Raw genomic sequence first — 24,244 nt, 5'->3', positions numbered from 1 at the left:
CACGCTATTTCTGTGGACAGTTTTAAGCTTGATTTCAATAGCAGAGAAAAGTTAGATTTCTATGCGTTCAGATGTGGCAAACGCCACGTCTAACTTGTGATAGGCGGCCTCATTAATAAAGTGAGGGTAGGTAGGCTCATCGCCATGCCACACGATATCTTTACCATCAAACCCTCTAAACATAGGGTTACCGGGCATTAACGGCACAAAATCATTATCTTGAATAGAATGATGAATCATTGCCGTGCGATTTCCTTCTTCGTTGAGCGGAAATGACACATTTTCTCCTAAACGAAATGCCTCACACGGTGGCAAGTTATCGCACTCATTGTTATTTAGTGCGATACAAAAACTCAATAGCACTTCTGCCATTTTTTGTGTAGACAAAAATACATCTTCTCTCAGCACGCCTTGTGGCTGTGCGCCTACTTCTATCATTACCCCCAGCTTTCCGGTAGTGCATAAATACCCGTGCTCATGATAAGGCTTCTCATCTTCTACCAGAATATTGGCGTCGGGCATGTGTTGTTTTACGTAGCGAGCCATTTTTATATACACATCGCTGGTATCAAGAATGATGAGGGTTGCACCCATATTGCTGGTGGTATTGTGAATATCAATCACTAAATCGGTTGTTGAAGCACCTTTGGGACCTAGCTGAGCGTTGATCGCTGCTGCAAGCTCTTGTTCTTGCGAGATGCTGCCTAACGAGTTTGGCGTCTTGGTGTGCCGACTACTCGAAAGTGCTTGGTTAGTAAATTGGCGATTGAGATCTTCCTCTAAAAATCTCACGTTTGCAGCAATAGCGGCGGGGTTTGCTTTGTAGAGCGTAATATCTAGGCTGCTAAACTGAGACGGTACGCCATTATCTTCCCAGTTTTGAACGAGCTGAATACCGCTCATTTCGTTACCGTGAGTGCCACCGACTAATGCGATAGAATTAATCATGATGTTCCTTTAAAAGAAAAATTAGTGTTTAAAAAAGTCGTCTGGCTGCTCTGCTAGCATTGCTTCAATCTCTTCTATATCGATAGATTGCGGCGTTGCATCATCGGCAGGCTTACCCGCTATTTTTCTGTCTTCTCCAGCCCACTCACCTAAGTCAATTAGCTGACATTTTTTACTACAAAAAGGGCGATATTCACTTTCGGGTGACCAAACTACGGGTTTGGTACATATGGGGCATTTGACTTCCATCTATCTCTCCAATAAAAGAATTTATATCAAGGATGAAAATAAGACTATAAACTAAGTACTCAAACTGAGCCCTTAAAATAAGCTTCCATCCAAGCTATCAAATCAAGTCTTTAAGTTACGCCTTCGAGTCAGCATTTTGAAAAAGCAGCGTATAAAATAAATTTAAAACGGCACCGATAAAGAGCCCTATAAAAGAGTTCACCAGTACAAAAATACGTTAAGTAACATCAAATGTAAGCGTGGTATAGGTTAGCAGGCTGCCAGAAGGAATTGAACGTTTTCTTCCACTGAACCACTTTTACTGTCTTCAGTTGAAAACAACATAAAGCGCAGCGCGTAGCGATACTTATTACCGCTCAGAGTAGGGTAGTAGCCTTCATCTACACGACATTTTACGCGAATAAGTTCATTTTTATCTTCGGCGGCACCTTGGAAGAAACCACTTTCAGCAACTGTGGTTTTGAACTGACCTCGTTCGCGAATAAACGACAGGCTCACTGTAATGGCGTCGTCTAGCAAAGCAAGGGTTTCTAACCATTGTGTTATTTCATTTAGACGACGTTCTAAAGGCTGGTGAAGCCAAAAATGTAAGTTAGGTAGGTCAAAGCTGCACGCCCCGCCGGGTATGGCGAAACGCTGCCTAATGGAGCTTAAAAGCTTATCTTCTTTTAACGCATTGCCAAACCGGCCGTCGGTTTTAATCTTTTGACGAAGGCGTAGCACTGTTTTTAGTGCATGCTCTAAAGCGGTAGTATCAATTTTGGGGTGCTTAGACCAATACACGAGGTTTTTTTCGTGGGCTTCTAAATCTTTAGTTAAATCTGAGCGAAGATCGATGCGTTCTATCAAGTCAAGCAGTTCAAAAAGCTGCTCGAAAAATACCAGTTGTAAGCTACTTTGTTCTGCTTTCGCTGTAATTTTAAGTTGGCCAAGCAGCTGCTCTACGCGCAGATAGTTGCGCACTTTTTCCTTAAGGGGAAATTCGAATACAGCGTCGCTCATGGAAATCCTTAAAACACACTTACGTTAGGCGAAAGTCTAAAGCCTAAAGCATAGAGGCGGTTAAGCCAAGTATACTTCTCAACCAAACTCTTCTTTTGATGCTAATTGAGTAAAAAAGTTTCAAAATCAAACAAAAACCAGAGAAAACAAAAAATTAAAACCTGCAGGCGGAGTGTTCGCAGACAGAGTATGTTTAGACGGACGGCATAAAGACAGATTACTTATAAACAGATTATTTGTAGACAAATTACTTGTAGAAAACTAGGGCACAATTCTTTCACTTAAGTAGAGAGCCCTTTGTTAAGTGCCCTTCTAAAATAGCTCTCCGTTAAGTGCCCTTCTAAAATAGCTCTCCGTAAAAAGCAATCCGTAAATAGCTCTCCATAAAGAGCTTTCCGTTAAGACACCTGCATTAGCAGCTTAGTATGTAACTCATCAACTTGCTGGTGCAACGATGTAAGCGTAGTGCTGTTATCAAGTACGTAGTCTGCAGCCTGTAAGCGTTCCTCTCTGCTTGCCTGTGCCGCCATAATATTTTTAATTGTTTGCTTGTCACTACTATCTCTTTGCATAGCGCGCTTAAGCTGAATATCCTCTTCACAATCCACCACAACTACCTTACTACACATTTCAGTAAGCTTATTTTCTACCAGCAAGGGCACAGACAATATGCAGTAAGAGCCAGTTGAGGCTGCAATTAGCACTAGCATACGCTCGCGAATAAGCGGATGTAATAACTTGTTTAGCCATGCTTTGGCTTCGGGGTCTGCAAATACATGCTTGCGCAGTTGGGCTCTGTCGAGAGTACCGTCATTGAGTAATACGCTTTTCCCGAAGCGCTGTACAATACTGTGTAACCCGAGGGTTCCTGGAAGTACAACATCTCTTGCCACTTCATCTGCATCAACAACATCGATATTGTGGGTTTTAAAGCGCTCAGTAGCAGCAGACTTACCGCTTCCAATACCACCTGTTAGGCCAATAACGTAAGGAGTATTGATCATTTATAATACAAGCTCGAGATAGTTAGAAATAATAGTATCTTTGTACAAAAAGGTAAGCCAACCTGCCACTGCTAAATAAGGGCCAAAGGGGATAGCCAGTGACTTGCCTTTATTTTGCGCCACCATTATGGCGATACCTACCACCGCACCAACGAAAGATGATAATAATATTATTACTGGCAAACCTTGCCAGCCCGTGTAGGCACCAAGCGCTGCAAGTAATTTAAAATCGCCATAGCCCATTCCTTCTTTGCCAGTAACAAGCTTAAACAGCCAATACACAGACCATAAACTAAGATACCCAGCAGCAGCGCCTATAATAGCGTCGGTGGTGCTCACAAAAATGCTATTAGTACTTAGCAGTAAGCCAAGCCATAGCAGGGGCAGGGTGAGTTGGTCGGGCAGCAGCATTTTATCTATGTCGATAAAAATAAGCGCTATAAGTATGTAGGTAAATAAAACTGCCCAAAGCGCCTGAGGAGTAGGACCAAAATGAAAAGCGGTAAAGGTACATGCAATGGCTGTAAACAGTTCTACCAATGGATATCGAGGAGATATACCTGTTTTACAACTGGCGCATTTACCTTTTAATAGCACATAGCTTATTACCGGAATATTTTCCCAAGCGCGAATAGTGTGGCCACATTTGGGGCAGGTGCTGTCTGGTTTAACGAGGTTGAAAGGGGCTGAACTGCTCTCGGAGTCACTCTTAGAACCATGTGTAGAATTGGTCCCTTCATCAGTGTCGGCAAAATAACTTTCGTATTCCTCTTGCCAACTACGCTCCATCATAATGGGTAGGCGATAAATAACCACATTCAAAAAGCTGCCAACCATTAAGCTGACTGAAAACACGAGTAGATAGAAGAACTCTGGGTGAAGTTGGCTAAGGGTGATCATTGCATCCATTAAGTTGCTTCCATAAACAGCATTGTTATATCGGTGTATAGTTATGTAAAAAGCTCGCTGGTTAGCGAGCTTGTTTTATCAGGTTTTTCGGGCAGGTAATTTGTAAGCTTAAGCGTAAATGCTAACCAATACTATTTTGCCTAAGCTTCTTCCCAACGCAATTTATACCACGTTACCCATATCAAATATAGGTAGGTACATGGCAATAATTAGGCCGCCGATTACCACACCTAGTACAGCCATAATCATAGGCTCTAGTAAGCTGGTTAAACCGTCTACCATGTCATCTACTTCCGCTTCGTATATTGTGGCAATCTTACTTAGCATTTCATCTACAGCACCAGACTCCTCGCCAATAGCAATCATCTGCGTCACCATGTCGGGGAATACGTTAGTCGCACGCATAGCCACATGCATGGGAATACCGCCAGCCACTTCTTTACGCATATATAATATCGCTTCCCTATATACGGCATTGCCAGATGCGCCGGCGGCAGATTCAAGTGCGCCTATCAGAGGTACACCAGCGGCGAATGTTGTTGCAAGGGTGCGGGTAAAACGTGCGATGCTGGCCTTTTTTAGTATTTCCCCAATCACAGGAATTTTCAATACCAATCTATCGCAACGATCACGTAAGTTTTGGCTCTTTTTATAAGCACGGCCAAATAAAAAGCCAGCAACACCCACACCAATCGCGATAAAAATACCGTAATCTTGTACAAAGCGAGAAATACCCAATACAAATTGCGTAAACGCAGGCAACTCAGCACCGAAACTGCTAAAAATCTCTTCAAATTGAGGCACTACAAAAATAAGAAGAATAGTAGTAACAATAAAAGCAACTACGACTACCGCAATAGGGTAAAACATCGCCTTTTTGATTTTAGATTTTAAGGCTTCGGCTTTTTCCTTGTATGTGGCTATTCGGTCGTAAATAAGCTCTAGGGCACCTGACTGCTCACCGGTATAAACCAGGTCGCAATACAAATCATCGAAATAGTTGGGATGTTTTCTAAGGGCTGAAGATAGAGGATTTCCGGCCTTTACTTCCTCGGTAATCTCGCCAAGCAACTTGCGCATGCTAACTTTTTCATGGCCTTGGGCAATCATTTCAAGAGACTGTATAAGCGTAACACCAGCGCTTAGCATGGTTGCTATTTGACGAGAGGTAACAGAGATGTCTGCTGGTGTTATTTTTGCTGCGCCGCTTCCGAATAAAGGTTTGCTTAACTTCTTGACCTTGTTAGCGGAAATACCCTGTCGTCGGAGAAGATTCTTGGCTTCTGAAAGTGAAACTGCGGAAATTTCACCTTTCCGCGACTGGCCCCTTCTGTCTTTGCCCTGCCATGTAAAAACTGCTGGTGCTCTTGCCATAGTAATTCTTCTGACTCTTCTTGAACGACATAAAACAAAAAAAGCCCAGTTAATGCTGGGCTTTTGAGTTATCTTGTTTAGTTAGCATATATCAGCTGGAACACACGCATTATCCCATTTAACATTACCGTCAGTTACATCAGGTGTTAACGTGTAAGTAGCGGCGTCTGTACCGTCTGTAAGACCTGATTCTCCCGATGCAGTCGCTTTAATTACTCCATCAGTGATAGTAACTCCGACAGTATCTGTATCCGCGTCAATTTTGCCTGGGACTCCATTTGTGCCTTCATCACAGTCTGCAATATTACCTGTAGATGAATAACAGATCTCTACAGCCGTTTTCGCAGCAGCAGTAGCGTTGGTCACCTCAGTAAACTTCGCTTTTTGCGTGTAGTTTTGATACGCAGGCAACGCGATCGCTGCAAGAATACCGATGATTGCAACAACAATCATTAATTCGATTAGGGTGAAACCTTTTTGGTTTGTTTTATTCATTTTCATCATGGTCTATCTCCGGGACGCGTATAACACGCTAAGTTTAAATAAATTCAAATTGACGTTTATACCCGAGTCGTCCTTAAACGCCCCTGGTACTTGTTACTCAGTATAGAATTTTATTTGTCACTGACAAGTATCTAGAACTATACCTATGTCTGACTCAGCAAGTATGACACGTTCATCTACGCCTTTGCAGGTCTATGTCATTGAACTTTCGTATAAAACTCTTTTTGCTTTCGATGTATGTCGAGCAATACAATACTCTAGATTTAATGTTTTAAGTGTTGACCGCTATCGCTGTTCCCGCCTTCATTTTTATTTTGCGAATGTTTGCAAGTAGTTAACCAGCGTATTCCTCAAAACACAATTTAAGCACACTACATCAAGCCCAGGTTCTGTTTAACACTAACGTGATCCTACCAAAGCCTGCATTACATATTCATCTTTACATATTAGTCCAAATTTATACGCAGCGATAAATCTATCGCCTGCACATGCTTGGTTAATGCACCGGAAGATATGTAATCCACGCCTAGCTTAGATAAAGAAGAAAGTCTCTCGTCGGTAATATTGCCAGACACTTCAAGCTTACACTTACCGTTATTAAGCGCCACTGCCTGTTGGATCTGTTCGTTGGTAAAGTTATCTAACATCACTATGTCTGCACCGGCCTCAAGCGCTAACTTGAACTCGTTGATACTTTCCACTTCTACTTCTACTGTTTTACCCGGCATAGTTTCTTTAGCCCGGCTCACCGCTTTTTCAATGCCGCCGCAAGAGAATATATGATTCTCTTTTATTAGAAATGCATCAAATAGCCCAACGCGGTGATTTTGTCCGCCGCCACAGCGAACAGCGTATTTTTGCGCATATCGCAGGCCAGGAAGCGTTTTTCTGGTATCTAGAATTTTCGTTTTCGTACCTTGCAAAAACTTTGTGTAAAAAGCAGTGACGGTTGCGCTGGCTGATAAAGTCTGCAAGAAGTTAAGTGCGGTGCGCTCAGCGGTAAGAATAGCGCGGGCAGAGCCAGACAAACTCACCAGCACGGTATCAGCAACTACGCTGTCACCATCTTCAACATGCCAGGTTACCGTTACCGATTCGTCAATAAGTGCAAATGCCTGATTTACCCATGCCACGCCGCAAATAACGCAAGGTTCTCTGGTGATAATTGTCGCACTAGCCGTTACATCTTTGTCGATAAGGTTGGCGGTAATATCATTATCGGCATTAAGCTCTCCGCCCAAATCTTCTATTAATGCTAAAGAAACTTGCTCGCGTATGGCGTCTATATCGGGTGATGTTATCTTCATCGCTATGGTCTTTTCAGGTTGTCTTTTTTACAGGGTACGCAATATTAACCAATCGCCACGCTGAGTAAACTCTAATTGGCGAAGAACGCTCATTCCAAGCAAAATATGGTTATCTTGCATACCAGGGTTTAAGTTTGCCTGTACGTTTCGTAGCTCAATATCGCCAATGCGAAGGGTATCTATTGTCGCTTCGGCAATTCTAACTGTGCCATTGGCGGTTCGCGCTAGCCCTTGGCGGCCAGCCTGTAATTGTAACTTGTTAGCTAAATGGGCGGGAACGGCAACGTCGGTAGCTCCGGTATCAACTAAGAAAATAACTTCTTCACCATTAATGAAGCCACTGGTTACATAATGCCCCTGACGATTTTGCTTTAGACGCACCTCGGTTTGTTCACCCATTCGCTCAGAAATTGGGTCACTGTTGGGGTTTACCTGTTTTTCCAATAGGTCTGAGAATACAAAAACCAGCAGTCCCAGACCGCAGACCCAGGCAAGAACCACCATCCATTTGCCAGCAGCGCTTGTTTCGTATTGTTCCTGTGACATTACCCTCTTACCTCTTTTTGCTTATGTAAACGAATGACACTGCATGACGCTGTAATAGTGCACTATGATAAGACATCATTGCCTCTTATAGATACTGTGTTAATTTCTTGTTTTAATTCTGATTGCTATTAGTAAGGTAGCAATGTAACACTTCTATATGTAATCGGTTTTTTGTAAAAGAGATTAAAAACAGGTCTCAACCAATTACCGAATAACTTTTATACTCATCACTTGCACCACGTTACGATAAGAAGATTTGCGACATGACAACTTACCACAACGCCACTCTTTTGCCTTCTCCGCACTGCGATGCACGTCCTGATGGAGCCGTGGTGAACATGTTAGTTATTCACAATATCTCTCTGCCACCCTCACAGTTTGGTACGTCGGGGATAAGAGATTTGTTTATGGGTGAGCTCGACCCTACTGAGCATCCATTTTATCAAGAACTTGCCGGATTGCGGGTATCTGCCCACTGCGTTATTTACCGCACGGGCAAAGTAGAACAGTTTGTACCATTTAATGAACGTGCATGGCATGCAGGTCTGTCCACTTTTCAGGGGAAAAGCAGGTGTAATGACTTCTCAATTGGTATTGAGCTTGAAGGCACAGATACGCTGGCATACACCAACGAGCAGTACGCTGCATTAACAGAGCTAACCGAGTTCATCGTTAAGCACTACCCAGACATTACGTTAGGGCGTATTGTAGGTCACAACGATATCGCTCCGGGGAGAAAAACCGATCCTGGCCAAGCTTTCGATTGGGCGCGTTACAGAAAAAGCCTGACTCATTTGATATAAGCATTGCTGCAAGCTATTTATCAAGTATACGAGCTCACAGCGAAATATGATGCAAAAAATGAACAAACGTACAAACGAATAAACCAATAAAGAAGAAGCGACCTACCACATGATTTTAATGAGTTTGCTATTAGTTTTAAGCTTGGAACGGCTGATTAGTAAAGAACCGAATTGGCACATTGAAAAATATGCTAGTCAATACAGAGAATGGCTTACAGGTAAAGGATGGATAGGAAAGAAAAGCAATTCTGCAGTTTTGTATTGTAGTTTGCTGGCGCCAGCTGTCATTTTAGCCGCTGTTGAGTATTTTCTGCTGGGTGCTTTTCTTACCTTTATTGAACAAAGTATTGTTCTATTCCTGTGTATTGGCTGCCCAGCCTTAAGAGCAACTTACAAATGCTTTTTAAACGCAGCTGAGCGTAACGACTTGCAAGCCTGCAGCATGTATACAGACCAACTTGGTCATTGCGCGAATACACAGAGTGAAAGTGAAGACGGTGAATATGAAGAAAAGAATCAAGGAAGTGCTCAAGTACAGGGAAAAAGCTTTGGGCAACACTTAACCTGGCTTAATTATCAGCATTACGCAGCCGTTATGCTGTGGTTTATGGCATTTGGTGCGCCCGGTGCACTGTTTTACAGTTTAAGTAGAAGCACAACGGAAGCCCTCTGCACGGCGCAACATCCTTTGCGAGAAACTGCTGGTCGCCTTATGTTCGCACTAGATTACGTACCAGTGCGTATCACCACATTTGGAATGCTAATGATGGGGCATTTTTCGAGGGCATTGCCCGAGTGGATAAAGCACGCGTTGCAACTTGATATATCCGCTTACGATGTGTTGACGATTATTTCAGCAAAAGCGGAGATGCTCACACCTGAAGAACAGGCATTGCAGGCTGAAAATGCGGCTGTTGAACCTAAGGTTTTAGTAAAATTAGCAAAACGTAATGTTATTTTTTTACTGGTTGTTACGTCTGCACTTACGGTTATTGGCAGCTTGGCATAGCGATTATTTTTTACATTTACCTATTGGGGAATAGTTGGTCTAATAAAAAACTGCCGCTATATCAGACCTTTTCGTCGCTATTTCCTTCTTTTCTTTCTCATCAGACCAGTAATGATGAGAAAACTTTTCTTAACAAATTCAATTATAAAGCTTTACACGCTGCAAACTGAGTGAGGTTTGCTATGCTTGAAAGTATTTACCTCTAAATCGATCTGCCTTAAACTGTATAGGTAAAATGGTATTACCAATTTTTGTTGTGAGAATATTTAACTGATGTATTCAGTGCATTCACAACTGTTATTGATACCAAAGGACTTCAGCAAAGGACTTCACAATAGGACTTCAACAAAGGAAGACAAGGCCGCATGCGTCAGCAGCGAAAAAAACTAGCAGATGTTATTACCGAGCAGCTTGAATCTATGATTCTTGATGGTTCGCTTTTAGCCGGGCAAAAGTTACCGCCTGAGCGCGAATTAGCGCAGCAGTTTGATGTGTCTCGTCCCTCTTTACGTGAAGCTATTGGTAACCTGCAAGCCCGCGGTTTAGTAGAAAGGAAGCAGGGTGGCGGCACATTCGTCAATCGCAATCTCAATTCTGCTATGACAGACCCACTGATGGACTTAGTGAGTGCGCGACCAGAAACACAGTTCGATTTGCTCGAATTTAGACATGCGTTAGAAGGTATGTCTGCGTATTACGCGGCGCTTCGAGGTCAGCCCGAAGATTACAACGCGCTCAAGCAAGCGCTTAACAATCTTCCAGCACCAAAAGCCAATGAGAGCAAGCGAGAACAAGCGGAAGCGCTAGGCCGATTTTATATCATCATGGCCAGGGCTTCTCATAACATGGTTCTGCTACATGTGATGAGCACCATGCAAAGTATGTTGGTAGACAACATAGAACGAAATTTAGACATGCTTGCTGTGCATAGCGATGCAGTTGCAGATATTGCAAAGCAGCGTCGCGAAATTGTTGAAGCCATTGCTTCACAAGATCCAGAAGCAGCGCGACAGGCATGTAATACGCATTTGGCGTTTATCGAAAAAACGCTATTAACCATTAATCAGCGCGACACTCGTGTTCAGCGAGCGTTGCGCCGTTTAGAAATTTAGCCGCGCGCACCGAGCACACGGTTAATTATTCGCAGAGGCCGGTCGGGGTATTCCCGTGCCACTGCAACAGCAGGTGAGCCAGAACGGGTCACTGTGAGTACAACGTAGTTTAGTTTTCCTTCTTAAATGCAGGGGCTTAGCCATGCACAAGGAGGATTTTCTATATAAGCAAAAATAGGATGGCACCATGACTGATATGATGCACCAAGATGTGGATCCTCAAGAAACTAAAGAGTGGCTAGATGCCCTCGAGTCTGTATTCGAAGAGGAAGGTGTAGAACGCGCTCATTACTTACTTGAGAAGCTAGTTGATAAAGCTCGTCGTAGCGGAGCACACTTACCGTATGACGCAACAACTGCGTACATCAACACTATCCCTGCAGCGCAAGAACCTAACATGCCTGGCGACCTAACGATTGAAGCGCGTATTCGTGCAGCAATTCGTTGGAACGCACTAATGATAGTATTGCGAGCGTCTAAGAAAGATCTAGAACTTGGTGGTCACATTGGTAGCTTTGCCTCTTCAGCCATGCTGTACGATGTGGGTTTCAACCACTTCTTTAAAGCGCCAAAAGATGGCAACGGCGGCGATTTTATTTTTGCTCAAGGGCATATTTCTCCGGGGATCTACGCTCGTTCTTTCATTGAAGGTAATTTAACTGAAGAGCAGTTAAACAATTTCCGTCAAGAGTGTGCTGGCGATGGCTTATCATCGTACCCTCACCCTCACTTGATGAAAGATTATTGGCAGTTCCCAACGGTTTCCATGGGCTTAGGTCCACTTCAAGCTATTTATACTGCTCGCTTTCTTAAGTACCTAACCAATCGTGGTATTAAAGACTGTTCAGAGCAGCGCGTGTACTGCTACATGGGTGATGGTGAGTGTGATGAGCCAGAATCATTGGGTGCAATTGGCTTGGCGTCTCGCGAAGGCCTAGACAACCTAACATTTGTTATCAACTGTAACTTACAGCGCCTAGACGGCCCTGTACGTGGTAACGGCAAGATTATCCAAGAACTTGAAGGCACATTCCGCGGCGCAGGCTGGGAAGTGGTTAAAGTAATTTGGGGAAGTTACTGGGATGAACTTCTTGCGCGCGATAAATCTGGCAAGCTAATTCAGCTTATGGGCGAAACCGTAGACGGTGAATACCAGAACTGCAAAGCTAAAGGCGGAAAATACACCCGCGAAAACTTCTTCAACAAGTACCCAGAAACCAAAGCGCTTGTAGCTAACTATTCAGATGAAGATATCTGGCGCTTGAACCGTGGTGGACACGATCCGGTTAAAGTATTTGCTGCGTATCAAAAAGCTATCGACACCAAAGGTCGTCCAACGGTAATACTAGCGAAAACTGTAAAAGGTTTTGGTCTTGGCTCTTCAGGTGAAGCACAAAACGTTGCGCACAACGTGAAGAAAATGGACGTGGAATCAATTAAGAAATTCCGCGATCGTTTCAACATCCCGGTAGAAGACGACAAAATTGCCGACCTTCCTTACTACCGCTTCCCAGAAGACAGCGAAGAGCTTAAGTACCTTAAAGAGCGTCGTGAAGCGCTTGGCGGTTATTTACCTGCGCGCAGAGAGCAGGCTGAAGAGCAGCTTGAAGTGCCAGAACTTAAAGCTTTTGACGCTATACTGAAAGGATCTGGCGATCGTCAGGTGTCGTCTACCATGACATTTGTACGCGTATTAAACGCCTTGCTTAAAGACAAGAAAATTGGCAAGCGCATTGTACCCATTATTCCTGATGAAGCTCGTACGTTCGGTATGGAAGGCTTGTTCCGTCAGGTTGGTATTTACGCTAACGAAGGTCAAAAATACGTTCCACAAGATGCCGATCAAGTGGCTTACTATCGCGAAGATAAGAAAGGCCAAGTACTGCAAGAAGGTATTAACGAGCTAGGTGCAATGGCATCATGGGTGGCGTCAGGTACGTCTTACTCAACATGTAACGCTACCACTATTCCTTTCTACATTTACTACTCAATGTTTGGTTTCCAACGTGTTGGCGACCTTGCATGGGCGGCGGGTGACAGCCAAGCACGTGGTTTCCTTTTAGGTGCAACAGCAGGTAGAACAACACTAAATGGTGAAGGTCTACAGCACCAAGATGGTCATTCACATGTTCAGGCGAACCTAATTCCAAACTGTATTACTTACGACCCAACGTATGGTTACGAAGTGGCGGTTATCGTGCAAGATGGTTTGCGCCGTATGTACGGTGAAAACGAAAATGTTTTCTACTACCTAACGCTGATGAACGAGAACTATCAGCACCCTGCAATGCCAGAAGAAGATGATATTGCAGAGAAAATCATTAAAGGTATCTACAAGCTAGAGCGCGTTGAAAACGACAAGTCTAAGCTTAACGTTCAGTTAATGGGCTCAGGTACTATCTTGAACGAAGTACGTAAAGCAGCGCAGATTCTTTGTGAAGACTACAACGTATCGTCTGACGTTTACTCGGTAACCTCATTCAACGAGCTAGCCCGCGAAGGTCAAGACATAGCACGTTGGAACATGCTAAACCCAGAAGCCGAGCAAAAAGTCCCTTACATCGGTCAGGTGATTACGAAAGATGCAGGTCCAGCAATTTCTGCCACTGACTATGTGAAGAACTACTCTGATCAAGTACGCGCATTTATCGATACTGAATATCGCTGCCTAGGTACAGATGGTTTCGGTCGAAGCGATAGCCGTGAAAATTTGCGTACACACTTTGAAGTTAATGCGTCGTACATTGTGGTGGCATCACTTTACGAATTAGCTCAGCGCGGTGACGTTGAGAAGAAAGTGGTAGCAGAGGCCATTAAGCGTTTTGATATAAACGCTGAAAAACTTAACCCACTTTACGCGTAAGCCAGATAAGGTATTTTACATATGTCAGATATTCAAAAGATTATCGTACCCGACGTAGGCGGTGACGAAGTTGAAGTTATCGAGCTATGTGTTGCCGTAGGCGACAACATTGAGGCAGAGGAAGGCGTTGTTACTGTTGAAAGTGACAAAGCGTCTATGGACATCCCAGCACCGTTTGAAGGTGAGATTGTAAGCCTGTCTGTATCAGTAGGCGATAAAATCAAAGAAGGCGATGTGATTGGTGAAATGAAGGCTGCAGGTGGTGACAGTTCGGATGAGAGCAGCGCTGAAGAAACATCTTCAGACAACGCGTCACAAGAAGAAGCGCCTAAGCAAGAAGAAGCACCAAAAGAAGAAAGCAAGTCAGATGCAGCGCCCGCTGCGTCTGGCGGCAGCGAAGTGATTGAAGTTGCCGTTCCGGATATCGGTTCTGACGATGAAGTTGACGTAATCGATGTATTGGTTTCAGTGGGCGACACCATCGAGAAAGAAGATGGTCTTATTACCCTTGAAACTGACAAAGCGACGATGGACGTACCTTCAACACACGCAGGTACAGTGAAAGAAGTTCTTATCAGTAATGGTGATAAGGTAAAAGAAGGCACGGTAGTGATTAAGCTTGAAATTGCTGGTGACGGCGGTTCAAGCGAGTCGTCTTCAACTGAGAAAGCTGAAAAATCAGAAGCGTCTTCTAGCGAAGAGTCGAGCCAACAAGAATCAGCACCTCAAGCAGAAGCAAGCAGCGAGACTATCGAAGTTGCTGTACCTGATATTGGTGAAGACGGTGAAGTTGACGTTATCGATGTGCTTGTATCTGCCGGCGATACTGTTGAAAAAGAAGACGGCCTAATAACGCTAGAAACCGATAAAGCCACTATGGATGTACCTTCAACACATGCGGGTACCATCAAAGAAGTCTTTATCAAAACAGGCGATAAGGTTAAGCAAGGCACACTAGTCGTTAAATTAGAAACTAGTGGCGGCTCTTCGGCAAGCGCCGAATCTGCTGACAAGCAGTCTTCAGGCAAAGAAGCTAGCAACGCGAATGAAAGTAAAGCTGAAAGCAAGTCAGAAGCGCCTAAAAAGGCTGCAGCTGCTAATGCATCAACAGAGAATGCATCAGCGCAAAAGTCTGCGCCAGCTAAACAAGAGTCGGCTCAAGACAACGGTGGAAAAGCCCATGCCTCTCCATCAGTACGTCGTATTGCGCGCGAGTTTGGTGTCGATCTTACCCTGGTTAAAGGTTCTGGTCGCAAGAACCGTATTTTGAAAGAAGATGTTCAAGAATACGTCAAAGCTGAACTGGCTAAGCCTAAAACTGCTGCCGCGTCAGGTAATGCGCCTGTGGGTGACAATGTGCTTCAAATTGTGCCGGTTAAACCTGTCGATCACAGCAAGTTTGGTGAAATTGAAGAGCAAAAGCTATCGCGTATTCAGAAAATCTCTGGTCCGTTCTTACATCGTAACTGGGCAACTATCCCACACGTTACCCAGTTCGACGAAGCAGATATCACTGAAGTTGAAGACTTCCGTAAAGAGCAAAATGCTTACCATGCGAAAGTTAAGTCTGGTCTTAAGATCACGCCACTTGTGTTCGTCATGAAAGCGGTAGCTAAAGCACTTGAAAAATACGAAGTATTTAATTCTTCACTGTCTGACGATGGCGAAAGCTTAATTATCAAGAAGTTCATCAATATTGGTATCGCGGTGGAAACACCAGGAGGCCTTGTTGTTCCTGTTATTCGCGATGTGAATAAGAAGGGCATTGAAGAACTTTCTCGCGAGCTTATCGAAACATCGAAGAAAGCCCGTGAAGGTAAGTTGAAAGCTGCAGACATGCAGGGCGGCACATTTACTATTTCAAGCCTAGGCGGTATTGGCGGTACGGCATTTACACCAATCGTGAACGCGCCAGAGGTAGGTATTTTAGGTGTCTCTAAATCTGAGATGAAACCTAAGTGGAATGGCAGTGAATTTGAACCTCGTTTAATGGTTCCGCTAAGCTTGTCATACGACCACCGTGTAATTGATGGTGCGGTAGGTGCAAGATTCTCTACCGAGGTTGCTGCAAACCTAACTGACTTACGCAGAATTATACTTTAAATAAAAGGTCGAAAAAGTTTACAATATCAGTAACATTTTCGATGATTTTATCAGCCCATTTGGTGGCATTTAGGTTATGCTATTACTCAAAAGCAATAGCATAACCCTACAAGAACAGGATTGAGGTTCACAATGAGCGAAATTAAAACGCAATTAGTGGTACTGGGCGGCGGCCCTGGCGGTTATTCTGCTGCATTCCGTGCAGCTGATCTAGGCGTTGAAACAGTTATCGTAGATTCGCGCGATTCATTAGGCGGTGTATGTCTTAATGTTGGCTGTATTCCTTCAAAAGCTCTTCTTCACGTTGCGAAAGTAATGAAAGAAGCAAAGCATTTGGCAAGTCATGGCGTGAGCTTTGGTGAGCCAAAAATTGATCTAGATAAAATTCGTGATTACAAAGACGGCGTTGTTAAGCAGCTTACCAACGGTCTTGCTGGCATGTCTAAAATGCGCAAAACCAAGCACGTTAAAGGCTATGGTAAGTTTACAGGCAGCAACACTCTTGAAGTGCAAGGCGACGACGGCGTTACTACTATTACATTTGAAAAAGCGATTATTGCTGCAGGTTCTGAGCCAATCAGCTTGCCATTTATTCCAGAAGACGATCGCGTAATCGACTCAACTGGCGCTTTGGAAATGAAAGATATTCCAGAAAAAATGCTAGTACTAGGCGGCGGTATCATCGGTCTTGAAATGGGTACAGTGTATGAAGCACTTGGCTCAAAGGTTGATGTAGTAGAGTTTTTAGACCAGCTAATTCCAGCTGCCGATAAAGACATCATGAAAGTATTCATGAAAGACTACAAAGAAAAGTTCAACATCATGCTAGAAACCAAAGTAACTGCGGTTGAAGCAAAAGACGATGGTTTGTACGTTACTTTTGAAGGTAAAAAAGCACCTGCTGAGCCAGTTCGTTACGACAAAGTACTTGTAGCCGTTGGTCGTAAGCCAAATGGTAACCTAGTAAGTGCTGACAAAGCCGGCGTAAATGTTGATGAGCGTGGTTTCATCAATGTCGATAAGCAAATGCGCACTAACGTAGACCACATCTTTGCTATTGGTGATCTTGTAGGTCAACCTATGCTTGCGCACAAAGCAGTTCATGAAGGCCATGTTGCTGCAGAAGTGGTTGCTGGTCAGAAGCACTACTTCGACCCACGTGCAATTCCATCAGTTGCCTACACAGAGCCAGAAGTTGCCTGGGTTGGTTTAACTGAGAAAGAAGCAAAAGAGCAGGGCGTGAACTACGAAGTAGCGTCGTTCCCGTGGGCTGCATCAGGCCGCGCAATTGCTCAAGATTCGACTAACGGTTTGACTAAGATGATCTTCGATAAAGACTCTGGTCGCGTTATTGGTGGTGCAATGGTGGGTACAAACGCCGGCGAAATGCTTGGTGAAATTGGCCTTGCCATTGAAATGGGGGCAGACGGCGAAGACGTTGCGCTTACTATTCACGCACACCCAACGTTAAACGAATCAATTGGCCTTGCGTCTGAAATATTCGAAGGAAGCATTACCGATTTGCCTAACCCAAAGGCTAAGAAAAAGAAATAAACCTCTTTTCTGAAATAATCTTGAAAACCCGCTTTCTAGCGGGTTTTTTATTTTCTATTTCCATATTCGTCTTTTCACTTGTTTTGCTTGTATACCATATATGTTATCAATCAGACGAGTGAAGCGAAAAGGGCATGGCACGAATAGCAAAGCCGTTAATTGCTAAAAAAGGCAATTGCTAAAAGAGCTAATTGCTAAAAAAGTCAATTGGTAAAAGAGCTAAGCAATTATTTTGTTTTCATAGTCTGAATCGGCTGCTAACACGTCGTTATTTGCCTTTTGCAAATGCGCTGGTGTAAATTCATTGCTGTCCATATTACGCTGTTTCATTAAGCGTTTTACTGTATCTGCGCAATATGCTTTTCTACAGCATTGTGATAGCAGCATATCGTGGCGCTGCACGCGCTCTTGTATAAACTTCACAACCAGCCCCCTTAACCACTGCAGACCCGCGTCTTGATCTTGGCGTTTATGCCACATCACTGAAAGCGGAGAGCTCACTATATCCACAGGGGTTTCGAATACCGCTAACTCACCAGAAAATATTTCTTTTTCTAAAACTAACGAAGGTGCTACGCAAATAAGATTGCTTTCTTTTAGAAGTGGCGTTGCGTTATAGAACTGGTTTACCGACATGGCAACTCGTCTTTTAAGTCCTAAATTTGCCAGCACTTGGTCTGTTGGGCCAGTTACATCGCCGGTTACCGACACCAGTAAATGATCGGCTGCGACAAAATCATCAAGGGTTAGCTGTGAGCTGGCAAGGGGGTGATCCGGGCGCATAACTACTGCCCAACTCGGATCTAGCACATGTTCCGCTCGTATCACCGAATCGGGCTCTTGATGTTTTGAAAACGTTAACTCAGCTTCTGCGTCTTTTAATATTTTGTCTGTTTCCATGTCGTAATTTGGAATAGCGTGAATATTAATTCCCGGCGCTTCATTCTCAATAACTTTGCGCAATGGTCCCCACACCATAGACACAATGCTGTCAGTTGCAGCAATACGAAAGGTACGTTTAGCAGTGGCGGGGTCGAAATCAGTCGGGTTAACTGCCACTTCAAGTTCACCTAGCGGCCCCTGAATTTGACTCCATAAGTTTTTGGCATAAGAAGTGGGCTGTACACCTCTTCCGTCTTTAACAAACAGTTCGTCGTTCCATGCGGTACGCATTCTCGATAATGCGTTTGATACTGCAGGCTGCGTCATTGATAGTCTGTCAGCCGCACGAGTGATTGCTCCCTCAGTCATGATGGCATCAAAAATCATTAACAAGTTTAAATCATGCGGTCGCATAGCCGTCTCCGAGAAGCGTGTTCATAGTTTTTAACACTGTGTTTACGTACTGCTAAACACATCATATTGCATGATGTGTTGCATATGAAAAGATAATTATTTTTATTGATTAGACTTTAGCATAATGCGCGCCATTAATCCTGTAGCAAATTTCAGAAGAGTATCTTGCAATGAAAAGTTTACCTCGTTTAATGGCAATCGTAGGTCTCACTGCACTCATCGCTGCCTGTGGTGATAAGCAGGAGCCCGACCAGATGATGCAAGCTAATAGTGGCGTTCCCGTTGATGTAGCTACTGTGCTGTCGCAACGTTTAACTGAATGGGACAACTTTACGGGCCGTTTAGAGTCTCCTCAAATTGTCGCCCTTCGCCCTCGAGTTTCAGGCTACATAGACTTTGTAGCATTTGAAGAGGGCGAGTATGTTGAGCAGGGACAAACCTTGTTTCTTATCGATAATCGCATGTTTAAAGCAGAAGTTTCTCGTTTAACCGCTCAGTTTGAAGAAGCGAAAAGCCGATTATCATTGGCAAAGCAAAACTACGATCGCGCGTTTAAACTTCGCGAAACACAAGCCGTGTCAGAAGAGGTACTCGATGCTCGTTTAGCGGAAAAGAACCAAGCGCTAGCAAGCTTAAATCAAACGAAAGCTTCGCTTGATGTGGCAAGGTTAAATCGAGGGTTTGCACGTGTAGAGGCTCCAATATCCGGTCGTGTTTCACGGGCAAACATCACGGAAGGAAATTTTGTCACCGCAGGGCAAACCGCGCTCACACGTATTGTATCTACCGAGCAACTGTATGCTTATTTCGATATCGATGAGCAAACATATCTCAACTACCTTTCAGACAATACGCAAACTGCCACTGCGGTTAGCGAGCAGCCAGTGGCCATGCGTCTTGCAAACGAAGATGATTACATGCACTGGGGAAAAATTGACTTTATTGACAATCAAGTCAATGCGAATACCGGTACTTTGAGAGTTCGCGCGGTTTTTGACAATGAAGAAGGGCGTTTAATTCCGGGTCTCTTTGCGCACCTCAAGCTTGCCGGCGATACCCGTGATGAAGGCATTCTTATTAAAGAAAAGGCCATAGGCACAGATCTTAACAACAAATACGTTCTCACTGTTAATGACGACAATAAAGCCCAGTATCGCCCAGTGACGCTAGGCGACAAAGTGGGTAGCTTGCGTATTATCAAGCAAGGATTGTCTGCAAATGACACCATTATTGTCGATGGCCTTCAGCGCGTTCGACCTGGTGTATCAGTGCAAAAAAATGAAGTGCCCATGGGTGATGAAGAAGCTTTGGCGAACTTACAGAACTGGCAGTCAAAAGTTGACGGCGTGACTAACATGGCACAGCTAGAAAGCGTACTCTCTGGCGGTTCATTTACCTCAGGTGCAGCTACAGCAGGCCTTAAGTAATGAATGTGTCGCAATTTTTTATAAGCCGGCCCATTTTTGCTGGCGTCCTTTCAGTACTTATTTTCATTGGCGGTGCCATTGCTGTTTGGCAATTGCCTATCACAGAATACCCTGAAGTGGTTCCGCCAACCGTGGTGGTTACAGCGAATTATCCTGGCGCTAATCCTGAGGTTATTGCCGAAACCGTTGCTACGCCGTTAGAGCAGGAAATCAACGGCGTTGAAAACATGCTCTACATGTCTTCGCAAGCTACCAGCGACGGCCGTATGACGTTGACCGTTACCTTTGCCATTGGCACCGATCCAGATGACGCCACCACATTGGTACAAAACCGGGTTAATCGCGCAACGCCTCGCTTACCTCAGGAAGTGCAGCGTTTGGGTGTGGTTACCGAAAAGTCATCACCCAACTTAACCATGGTGGTGCACTTAACCTCCCCAGACAACCGCTATGACATGCTATATCTATCAAATTACGCAGACCAAAATGTCAAAGACGAGCTGGCGCGTATCGACGGCGTTGGTCAAGTAAGGCTATTTGGTGCTGGTGAATTTAGCATGCGAGTGTGGTTAAACCCAAGCAAACTTGCTGCATTGCAGTTAAACCCCGGCGACGTGGTAGCTGCCATTGCAGATCAAAATCAACAGGCTGCGGCGGGTAGTTTAGGAGCGCAACCTACAGGTTCAAGCGAGTTTCAGCTTTTAATAAACGTACGTGGGCGCTTAAAAAATGAATCTGAATTTGAAAATATTATTGTCAAAACGGGCGATGATGATGAAATTACTCGCCTGAAAGATATTGCTCGAATTGAGCTTGGTGCTAACAACTACGCCTTGCGATCGTTATTAAATAATAAACCGGCAGCTGCTATTCCTATTTTTCAGGCGCCCGGCTCTAATGCAATTCAAATATCTGATGATGTAAGAAGCCGCATGGCCGAGTTGTCGAAGCTATTTCCACAGGGGTTAGAGTACGACATCGTTTACGACCCAACGGTTTTTGTAAGAGGTTCTATTGAAGCTGTAGTGGGTACGCTTTTTGAAGCCGTGCTGTTGGTTGTACTGGTAGTGGTGCTGTTTTTGCAAACATGGCGCGCTTCTATTATTCCTTTGGTGGCGGTTCCTATTTCGCTAGTCGGTACCTTTGCATTTATGCAGCTTATGGGTTTCTCGTTGAATGCGCTGTCTCTGTTTGGTTTGGTACTCGCAATAGGTATTGTTGTCGACGATGCCATTGTTGTTGTCGAAAACGTAGAGCGTAATATTGCAGAGGGCAAAACTCCTTTCGATGCCACTGTACAAGCCATGAAAGAGGTAACCGGGCCCATCATCGCTACTACACTGGTATTGGCGGCGGTTTTTGTGCCAACTGCCTTTATGAGCGGCTTAACCGGTCAGTTCTATAAGCAGTTTGCGTTAACAATAACTATTTCAACGGTAATTTCGGCTATTAATTCACTTACGCTAAGCCCTGCTTTATCTGCGCTTTTACTTAAACCTCATGGTAAAGCAAATGATTGGCTTACCCGTGGCATGGACAAAGTGTTTGGCAGATGGGTATTTGCGCCATTTAACCGTCTGTTCGAGCGCAGTGCCAAAGGGTATACCAATGCCGTAGGTGGTTTGATTCGTAAAAGCGGTATCGTTCTGGTGCTTTATGCTGGGCTAATTGCGCTTACCTACAATCAGTTTTCAACAACGCCAACAGGTTACGTGCCTCCTCAGGATAAACAGTACTTGGTTGCGTTTGCACAGTTGCCAAACGCTGCAAGCCTAGACAGAACTGAAGAAGTGGTTCGTGAAATGTCGCGCATTGCCATGGAACACCCTGGTGTATCCGATGCTGTTGCGTTCCCTGGCCTTAATATAAACGGATTTACCAACAGCCCTAGCTCAGGCATTTTATTTACGCCGCTTAAACCCTTCGACGAGCGTCAGTCCCCCGAGCTATCGGCAGGTGCTATTGCCGCCAAATTGAATCAGCAGTTTGCGTCAATAAAAGGGGCTTATGTCGCTATTTTTCCACCACCTCCGGTGATGGGGTTAGGCACAATTGGTGGCTTTAGGCTGCAAGTAGAAGACAGAGGAAATCTAGGTTTTGAAACGCTTGAGCGAGTAACGCAAGAAGTAATAGGAAAAGCATGGCAGCACCCAGCGCTTACCGATGCCTTTACTAGCTTTACCGTTGCAGTGCCTCAGCTAGATGTTGACGTAGATCGTGAAAAAGCGGTTAGCCAGGGCGTAAATATTGATACCTTATTTACCTCCATGCAGGCGTATTTAGGCTCTTTGTACGTCAACGATATCAACCTGTTTGGTCGAACTTATCAAGTTAACGTGCAAGCCGACGCCCAGTATCGTCAAGACATAGAGGACATAACTCAGTTTAAAATACGCAATGCCCAGGGAGAGATGATTCCTCTAGGCTCGTTTTTAGATATTGAGCACAGTGCAGGGCCAGATCGCGTTATGCATTACAACGGGTATATCACGGCGGAAATTAATGGCGCTCCCGCACCTGGATATTCATCAGATCAAGCTAAAGCGGCTATTGAAGAAATATTGGTAGAAACACTGCCTCGGGGGATGACCTACGAATGGACAGAGCTGACCTATCAGCAAATACTTGCTGGAAACGCATCGGCATATATATTCCCACTGGTTGTGCTGTTGGTGTTCTTAGTATTAGCGGCTCAATATGAAAGCTTACGTTTACCGTTAGCCATTATCCTTATCGTGCCAATGACTCTGCTCAGTGCCTTAATCGGCGTGCAGATTTATGGTGGAGACAACAACATATTTACTCAAATTGGTTTGATTGTGCTGGTGGGGTTAGCAACGAAAAACGCCATTCTTATTGTGGAGTTTGCAAAAGAGTTGCAAGACAGCGGCATGGGTGCGCTCGCAGCCATAAAAGAAGCAAGTCGATTGCGTCTTCGCCCCATTCTGATGACATCAATCGCCTTTATTATGGGGGTATTGCCTATGGTGTTGTCCACAGGGGCGGGTGCCGAAATGCGTCAGGCCATGGGCGTGGCGGTATTTTCCGGCATGATAGGCGTCACCTTTTTTGGGCTTATTCTTACTCCCATATTTTATTACCTATTGAAACGTAATGAAAAGGCCAGCACTCACTAGCATTTCTGGCTATCGTTTCTATCTATTCAGACTCTCCCGTCTACCCAAGCGTTGCTCTCTCAAGGAGCACTTTTAGGCCACTCAATTGAGTGGCCTTTTTTTGTTTGCCCAGCGAAGCTGGCAAACCCGTCAGGTTGAAAGAAACCTGAATCACCCTGACTGAGGGGAAGATAATCCGAATGGCAAGGGCGCTATTGGCCAACGATAGGGTCTGAAGGAAGCCATAGGAAGTTAGAGGTACACAACGCAAGTGAACCTGATTCGGCAAGACAGGAGGGTAAGCGTGCAAAATAGCGCGAAGCCCGATACTCAGTCAGTCCTGTTTTGTGTTTGAGGGTGGAATTTCTAACAGGGAGCCATAACGTGGTTACCAGCACAGTAACTGGGGAAGCCTGGCATTAGATCCAATCAAATGGTTGGACGTATCGTTCAAGGAGTGATCCAAGAATGTTGCGAGTGTGAGGTGGCAGATGAACCCGTAGTAGTGAGTAAGGCTAGGCCGATGAAAGCCAGTAATGGTGTGGAGGGTAAAACCAAGCCGACTATCAGCATTGTGTTTGATAGGATCTATTTTAGCCAAAAGCTTAAATGGATTGCGAAGGGGGGAAGCAGACTTTAAGACTCTGATGAGTTGTGAGTTTTTTTATCATTGATACACAAGCCGCCAGATCAGCGGGACAAGTCGAATCGGTGCGCTAGGAATAGTGATGTCTGGTGAGACAGGCCGTATATGGGAAGTAATTGTAGTCAAATTTGGTAGATTGCCTCAGTGCTAGAACGCCAAACCCTGCAATGAAAGTTACCACAATGTTAGAAAATGAACGATGTCCATAGGGCGCACGATACTAGATTGCAAATTAGCATTGTGTCACTTAGCAAGTGATATGAAGTATGCAGGAGCCGTATACGAGGCCCGTACGTACGGTTCTGTGAGAGGGATGAGGCGCAAGCCTCACCCTACTCGATACTGTGCTTTTTAGCTGTTTTGCTATTTTGTTCCTTCATCTAGATAAAATGTCAGACCCATTAAGCAGAAGCTATTTTTGACAAGTATCGAAAGAAAGCTGTTATTCATACTATTATGTATTGATACGACT

At 44.4% G+C, this 24,244-nt stretch carries 20 protein-coding genes; 9 read left to right on the top strand and 11 right to left on the bottom strand.

Translation table 11 applies throughout. From position 1 onward, the window contains the following. Positions 1-51: 51 nt before the first annotated feature. The 9 genes from CW735_RS14580 to CW735_RS14540 form a co-directional block, all read right to left on the bottom strand. Entirely contained in the window at positions 52-948 is an 897-nt protein-coding gene (locus tag CW735_RS14580; RefSeq protein WP_071980371.1) for an aspartoacylase, read from the bottom strand. A 21-nt stretch (positions 949-969) separates the two neighbouring features. Beyond that, the gene (yacG, locus tag CW735_RS14575; RefSeq protein WP_071980370.1) at positions 970-1,197 is read right to left on the bottom strand and encodes a DNA gyrase inhibitor YacG; all 228 of its coding nucleotides are present in this window, start codon (positions 1,195-1,197) and stop codon (positions 970-972) included. A 249-nt stretch (positions 1,198-1,446) separates the two neighbouring features. Next, complete coding sequence (gene zapD, locus CW735_RS14570; RefSeq protein ID WP_071980369.1) at positions 1,447-2,199, bottom strand: cell division protein ZapD; 753 nt, start codon at positions 2,197-2,199, stop codon at positions 1,447-1,449. A gap of 398 nt (positions 2,200-2,597) precedes the next feature. Then, complete coding sequence (gene coaE / locus CW735_RS14565) at positions 2,598-3,203, bottom strand: dephospho-CoA kinase (RefSeq protein ID WP_198520976.1); 606 nt, start codon at positions 3,201-3,203, stop codon at positions 2,598-2,600. Continuing rightward, the gene (locus CW735_RS14560) at positions 3,204-4,112 is read right to left on the bottom strand and encodes a prepilin peptidase (protein ID WP_100972786.1); all 909 of its coding nucleotides are present in this window, start codon (positions 4,110-4,112) and stop codon (positions 3,204-3,206) included. It lies immediately after the preceding gene. Positions 4,113-4,274: 162 nt separating this feature from the next. After that, positions 4,275-5,486: a type II secretion system F family protein gene (locus tag CW735_RS14555; protein WP_100972785.1), complete on the bottom strand. Its 1,212-nt coding sequence runs from the start codon at positions 5,484-5,486 to the stop codon at positions 4,275-4,277. Positions 5,487-5,567: 81 nt separating this feature from the next. Further along, entirely contained in the window at positions 5,568-5,990 is a 423-nt protein-coding gene (locus tag CW735_RS14550) for a pilin (RefSeq protein WP_100972784.1), read from the bottom strand. 446 nt (positions 5,991-6,436) lie between these two features. Then, positions 6,437-7,291: a carboxylating nicotinate-nucleotide diphosphorylase gene (gene nadC, locus CW735_RS14545; protein ID WP_198033618.1), complete on the bottom strand. Its 855-nt coding sequence runs from the start codon at positions 7,289-7,291 to the stop codon at positions 6,437-6,439. Positions 7,292-7,324: 33 nt separating this feature from the next. Further along, a complete protein-coding gene (locus CW735_RS14540) occupies positions 7,325-7,843 on the bottom strand; it encodes a retropepsin-like aspartic protease family protein (RefSeq protein ID WP_100972783.1) in 519 nt (172 codons plus the stop codon). Positions 7,844-8,106: 263 nt separating this feature from the next. On the opposite strand from CW735_RS14540, the gene ampD reads away from it, so the two are divergent. From ampD to lpdA, 6 genes are all read left to right on the top strand, one after another. Then, a complete protein-coding gene (gene ampD / locus CW735_RS14535) occupies positions 8,107-8,646 on the top strand; it encodes a 1,6-anhydro-N-acetylmuramyl-L-alanine amidase AmpD (RefSeq protein ID WP_100972782.1) in 540 nt (179 codons plus the stop codon). Between the two features lie 109 nt (positions 8,647-8,755). After that, on the top strand, positions 8,756-9,655 hold the full coding sequence (ampE, locus tag CW735_RS14530; RefSeq protein WP_100972781.1) for a beta-lactamase regulator AmpE: 900 nt from the start codon (positions 8,756-8,758) through the stop codon (positions 9,653-9,655). A 365-nt stretch (positions 9,656-10,020) separates the two neighbouring features. Next, the gene (locus tag CW735_RS14525) at positions 10,021-10,767 is read left to right on the top strand and encodes a GntR family transcriptional regulator (protein ID WP_071980358.1); all 747 of its coding nucleotides are present in this window, start codon (positions 10,021-10,023) and stop codon (positions 10,765-10,767) included. Between the two features lie 187 nt (positions 10,768-10,954). Next, on the top strand, positions 10,955-13,630 hold the full coding sequence (gene aceE, locus CW735_RS14520; RefSeq protein ID WP_100972780.1) for a pyruvate dehydrogenase (acetyl-transferring), homodimeric type: 2,676 nt from the start codon (positions 10,955-10,957) through the stop codon (positions 13,628-13,630). Positions 13,631-13,651: 21 nt separating this feature from the next. After that, entirely contained in the window at positions 13,652-15,733 is a 2,082-nt protein-coding gene (gene aceF, locus CW735_RS14515; protein ID WP_100972779.1) for a pyruvate dehydrogenase complex dihydrolipoyllysine-residue acetyltransferase, read from the top strand. Between the two features lie 132 nt (positions 15,734-15,865). Continuing rightward, a complete protein-coding gene (gene lpdA, locus CW735_RS14510) occupies positions 15,866-17,287 on the top strand; it encodes a dihydrolipoyl dehydrogenase (protein WP_100972778.1) in 1,422 nt (473 codons plus the stop codon). Positions 17,288-17,506: 219 nt separating this feature from the next. Here lpdA and CW735_RS14505 read toward each other — a convergent pair whose 3' ends face one another. Next, a complete protein-coding gene (locus CW735_RS14505; RefSeq protein WP_100972777.1) occupies positions 17,507-18,583 on the bottom strand; it encodes a LysR family transcriptional regulator in 1,077 nt (358 codons plus the stop codon). A gap of 170 nt (positions 18,584-18,753) precedes the next feature. Between CW735_RS14505 and CW735_RS14500 the strand changes: the two genes are divergently transcribed. After that, positions 18,754-20,010 carry an efflux RND transporter periplasmic adaptor subunit gene (locus CW735_RS14500; RefSeq protein WP_100972776.1) on the top strand — a complete coding sequence of 419 codons (1,257 nt, stop codon included), beginning with the start codon at positions 18,754-18,756 and terminating at the stop codon, positions 20,008-20,010. Further along, positions 20,010-23,147: an efflux RND transporter permease subunit gene (locus CW735_RS14495; RefSeq protein WP_100972775.1), complete on the top strand. Its 3,138-nt coding sequence runs from the start codon at positions 20,010-20,012 to the stop codon at positions 23,145-23,147. The genes CW735_RS14500 and CW735_RS14495 overlap by 1 nt, the downstream gene beginning before the upstream one ends. 191 nt (positions 23,148-23,338) lie before the next feature. Here the strand turns inward: CW735_RS14495 and CW735_RS19610 are convergent, their stop codons facing one another. Next, entirely contained in the window at positions 23,339-23,524 is a 186-nt protein-coding gene (locus tag CW735_RS19610) for a hypothetical protein (RefSeq protein WP_157812703.1), read from the bottom strand. 35 nt (positions 23,525-23,559) lie between these two features. On the opposite strand from CW735_RS19610, the gene CW735_RS14485 reads away from it, so the two are divergent. Next, the gene (locus CW735_RS14485; protein WP_015068459.1) at positions 23,560-23,766 is read left to right on the top strand and encodes a hypothetical protein; all 207 of its coding nucleotides are present in this window, start codon (positions 23,560-23,562) and stop codon (positions 23,764-23,766) included. Positions 23,767-24,244: the final 478 nt, after the last annotated feature.

Origin of the sequence: Alteromonas sp. MB-3u-76 (assembly GCF_002831605.1) — a bacterium.
In the GTDB taxonomy this organism is placed as follows: Bacteria; Pseudomonadota; Gammaproteobacteria; order Enterobacterales; family Alteromonadaceae; genus Alteromonas; species Alteromonas hispanica.
This window is presented reverse-complemented; position numbering and strand designations above follow the sequence as displayed.

What these genes read in the sequence shown, in the direction of transcription:
- CW735_RS14525 (WP_071980358.1), top strand. Translation starts at nt 10,021, where the DNA reads ATGCGTCAGCAGCGAAAAAAACTAGCAGATGTTATTACCGAGCAGCTT.
- lpdA (WP_100972778.1), top strand. Translation starts at nt 15,866, where the DNA reads ATGAGCGAAATTAAAACGCAATTAGTGGTACTGGGCGGCGGCCCTGGC.
- CW735_RS14505 (WP_100972777.1), bottom strand. Translation starts at nt 18,583, where the DNA reads ATGCGACCGCATGATTTAAACTTGTTAATGATTTTTGATGCCATCATG.
- CW735_RS14580 (WP_071980371.1), bottom strand. Translation starts at nt 948, where the DNA reads ATGATTAATTCTATCGCATTAGTCGGTGGCACTCACGGTAACGAAATG.
- CW735_RS14495 (WP_100972775.1), top strand. Translation starts at nt 20,010, where the DNA reads ATGAATGTGTCGCAATTTTTTATAAGCCGGCCCATTTTTGCTGGCGTC.
- ampE (WP_100972781.1), top strand. Translation starts at nt 8,756, where the DNA reads ATGATTTTAATGAGTTTGCTATTAGTTTTAAGCTTGGAACGGCTGATT.
- aceE (WP_100972780.1), top strand. Translation starts at nt 10,955, where the DNA reads ATGACTGATATGATGCACCAAGATGTGGATCCTCAAGAAACTAAAGAG.
- ampD (WP_100972782.1), top strand. Translation starts at nt 8,107, where the DNA reads ATGACAACTTACCACAACGCCACTCTTTTGCCTTCTCCGCACTGCGAT.
- CW735_RS14555 (WP_100972785.1), bottom strand. Translation starts at nt 5,486, where the DNA reads ATGGCAAGAGCACCAGCAGTTTTTACATGGCAGGGCAAAGACAGAAGG.
- CW735_RS14485 (WP_015068459.1), top strand. Translation starts at nt 23,560, where the DNA reads ATGGTTGGACGTATCGTTCAAGGAGTGATCCAAGAATGTTGCGAGTGT.
- coaE (WP_198520976.1), bottom strand. Translation starts at nt 3,203, where the DNA reads ATGATCAATACTCCTTACGTTATTGGCCTAACAGGTGGTATTGGAAGC.
- CW735_RS14560 (WP_100972786.1), bottom strand. Translation starts at nt 4,112, where the DNA reads ATGGATGCAATGATCACCCTTAGCCAACTTCACCCAGAGTTCTTCTAT.
- zapD (WP_071980369.1), bottom strand. Translation starts at nt 2,199, where the DNA reads ATGAGCGACGCTGTATTCGAATTTCCCCTTAAGGAAAAAGTGCGCAAC.
- CW735_RS14500 (WP_100972776.1), top strand. Translation starts at nt 18,754, where the DNA reads ATGAAAAGTTTACCTCGTTTAATGGCAATCGTAGGTCTCACTGCACTC.
- yacG (WP_071980370.1), bottom strand. Translation starts at nt 1,197, where the DNA reads ATGGAAGTCAAATGCCCCATATGTACCAAACCCGTAGTTTGGTCACCC.
- CW735_RS14540 (WP_100972783.1), bottom strand. Translation starts at nt 7,843, where the DNA reads ATGTCACAGGAACAATACGAAACAAGCGCTGCTGGCAAATGGATGGTG.
- CW735_RS14550 (WP_100972784.1), bottom strand. Translation starts at nt 5,990, where the DNA reads ATGATGAAAATGAATAAAACAAACCAAAAAGGTTTCACCCTAATCGAA.
- aceF (WP_100972779.1), top strand. Translation starts at nt 13,652, where the DNA reads ATGTCAGATATTCAAAAGATTATCGTACCCGACGTAGGCGGTGACGAA.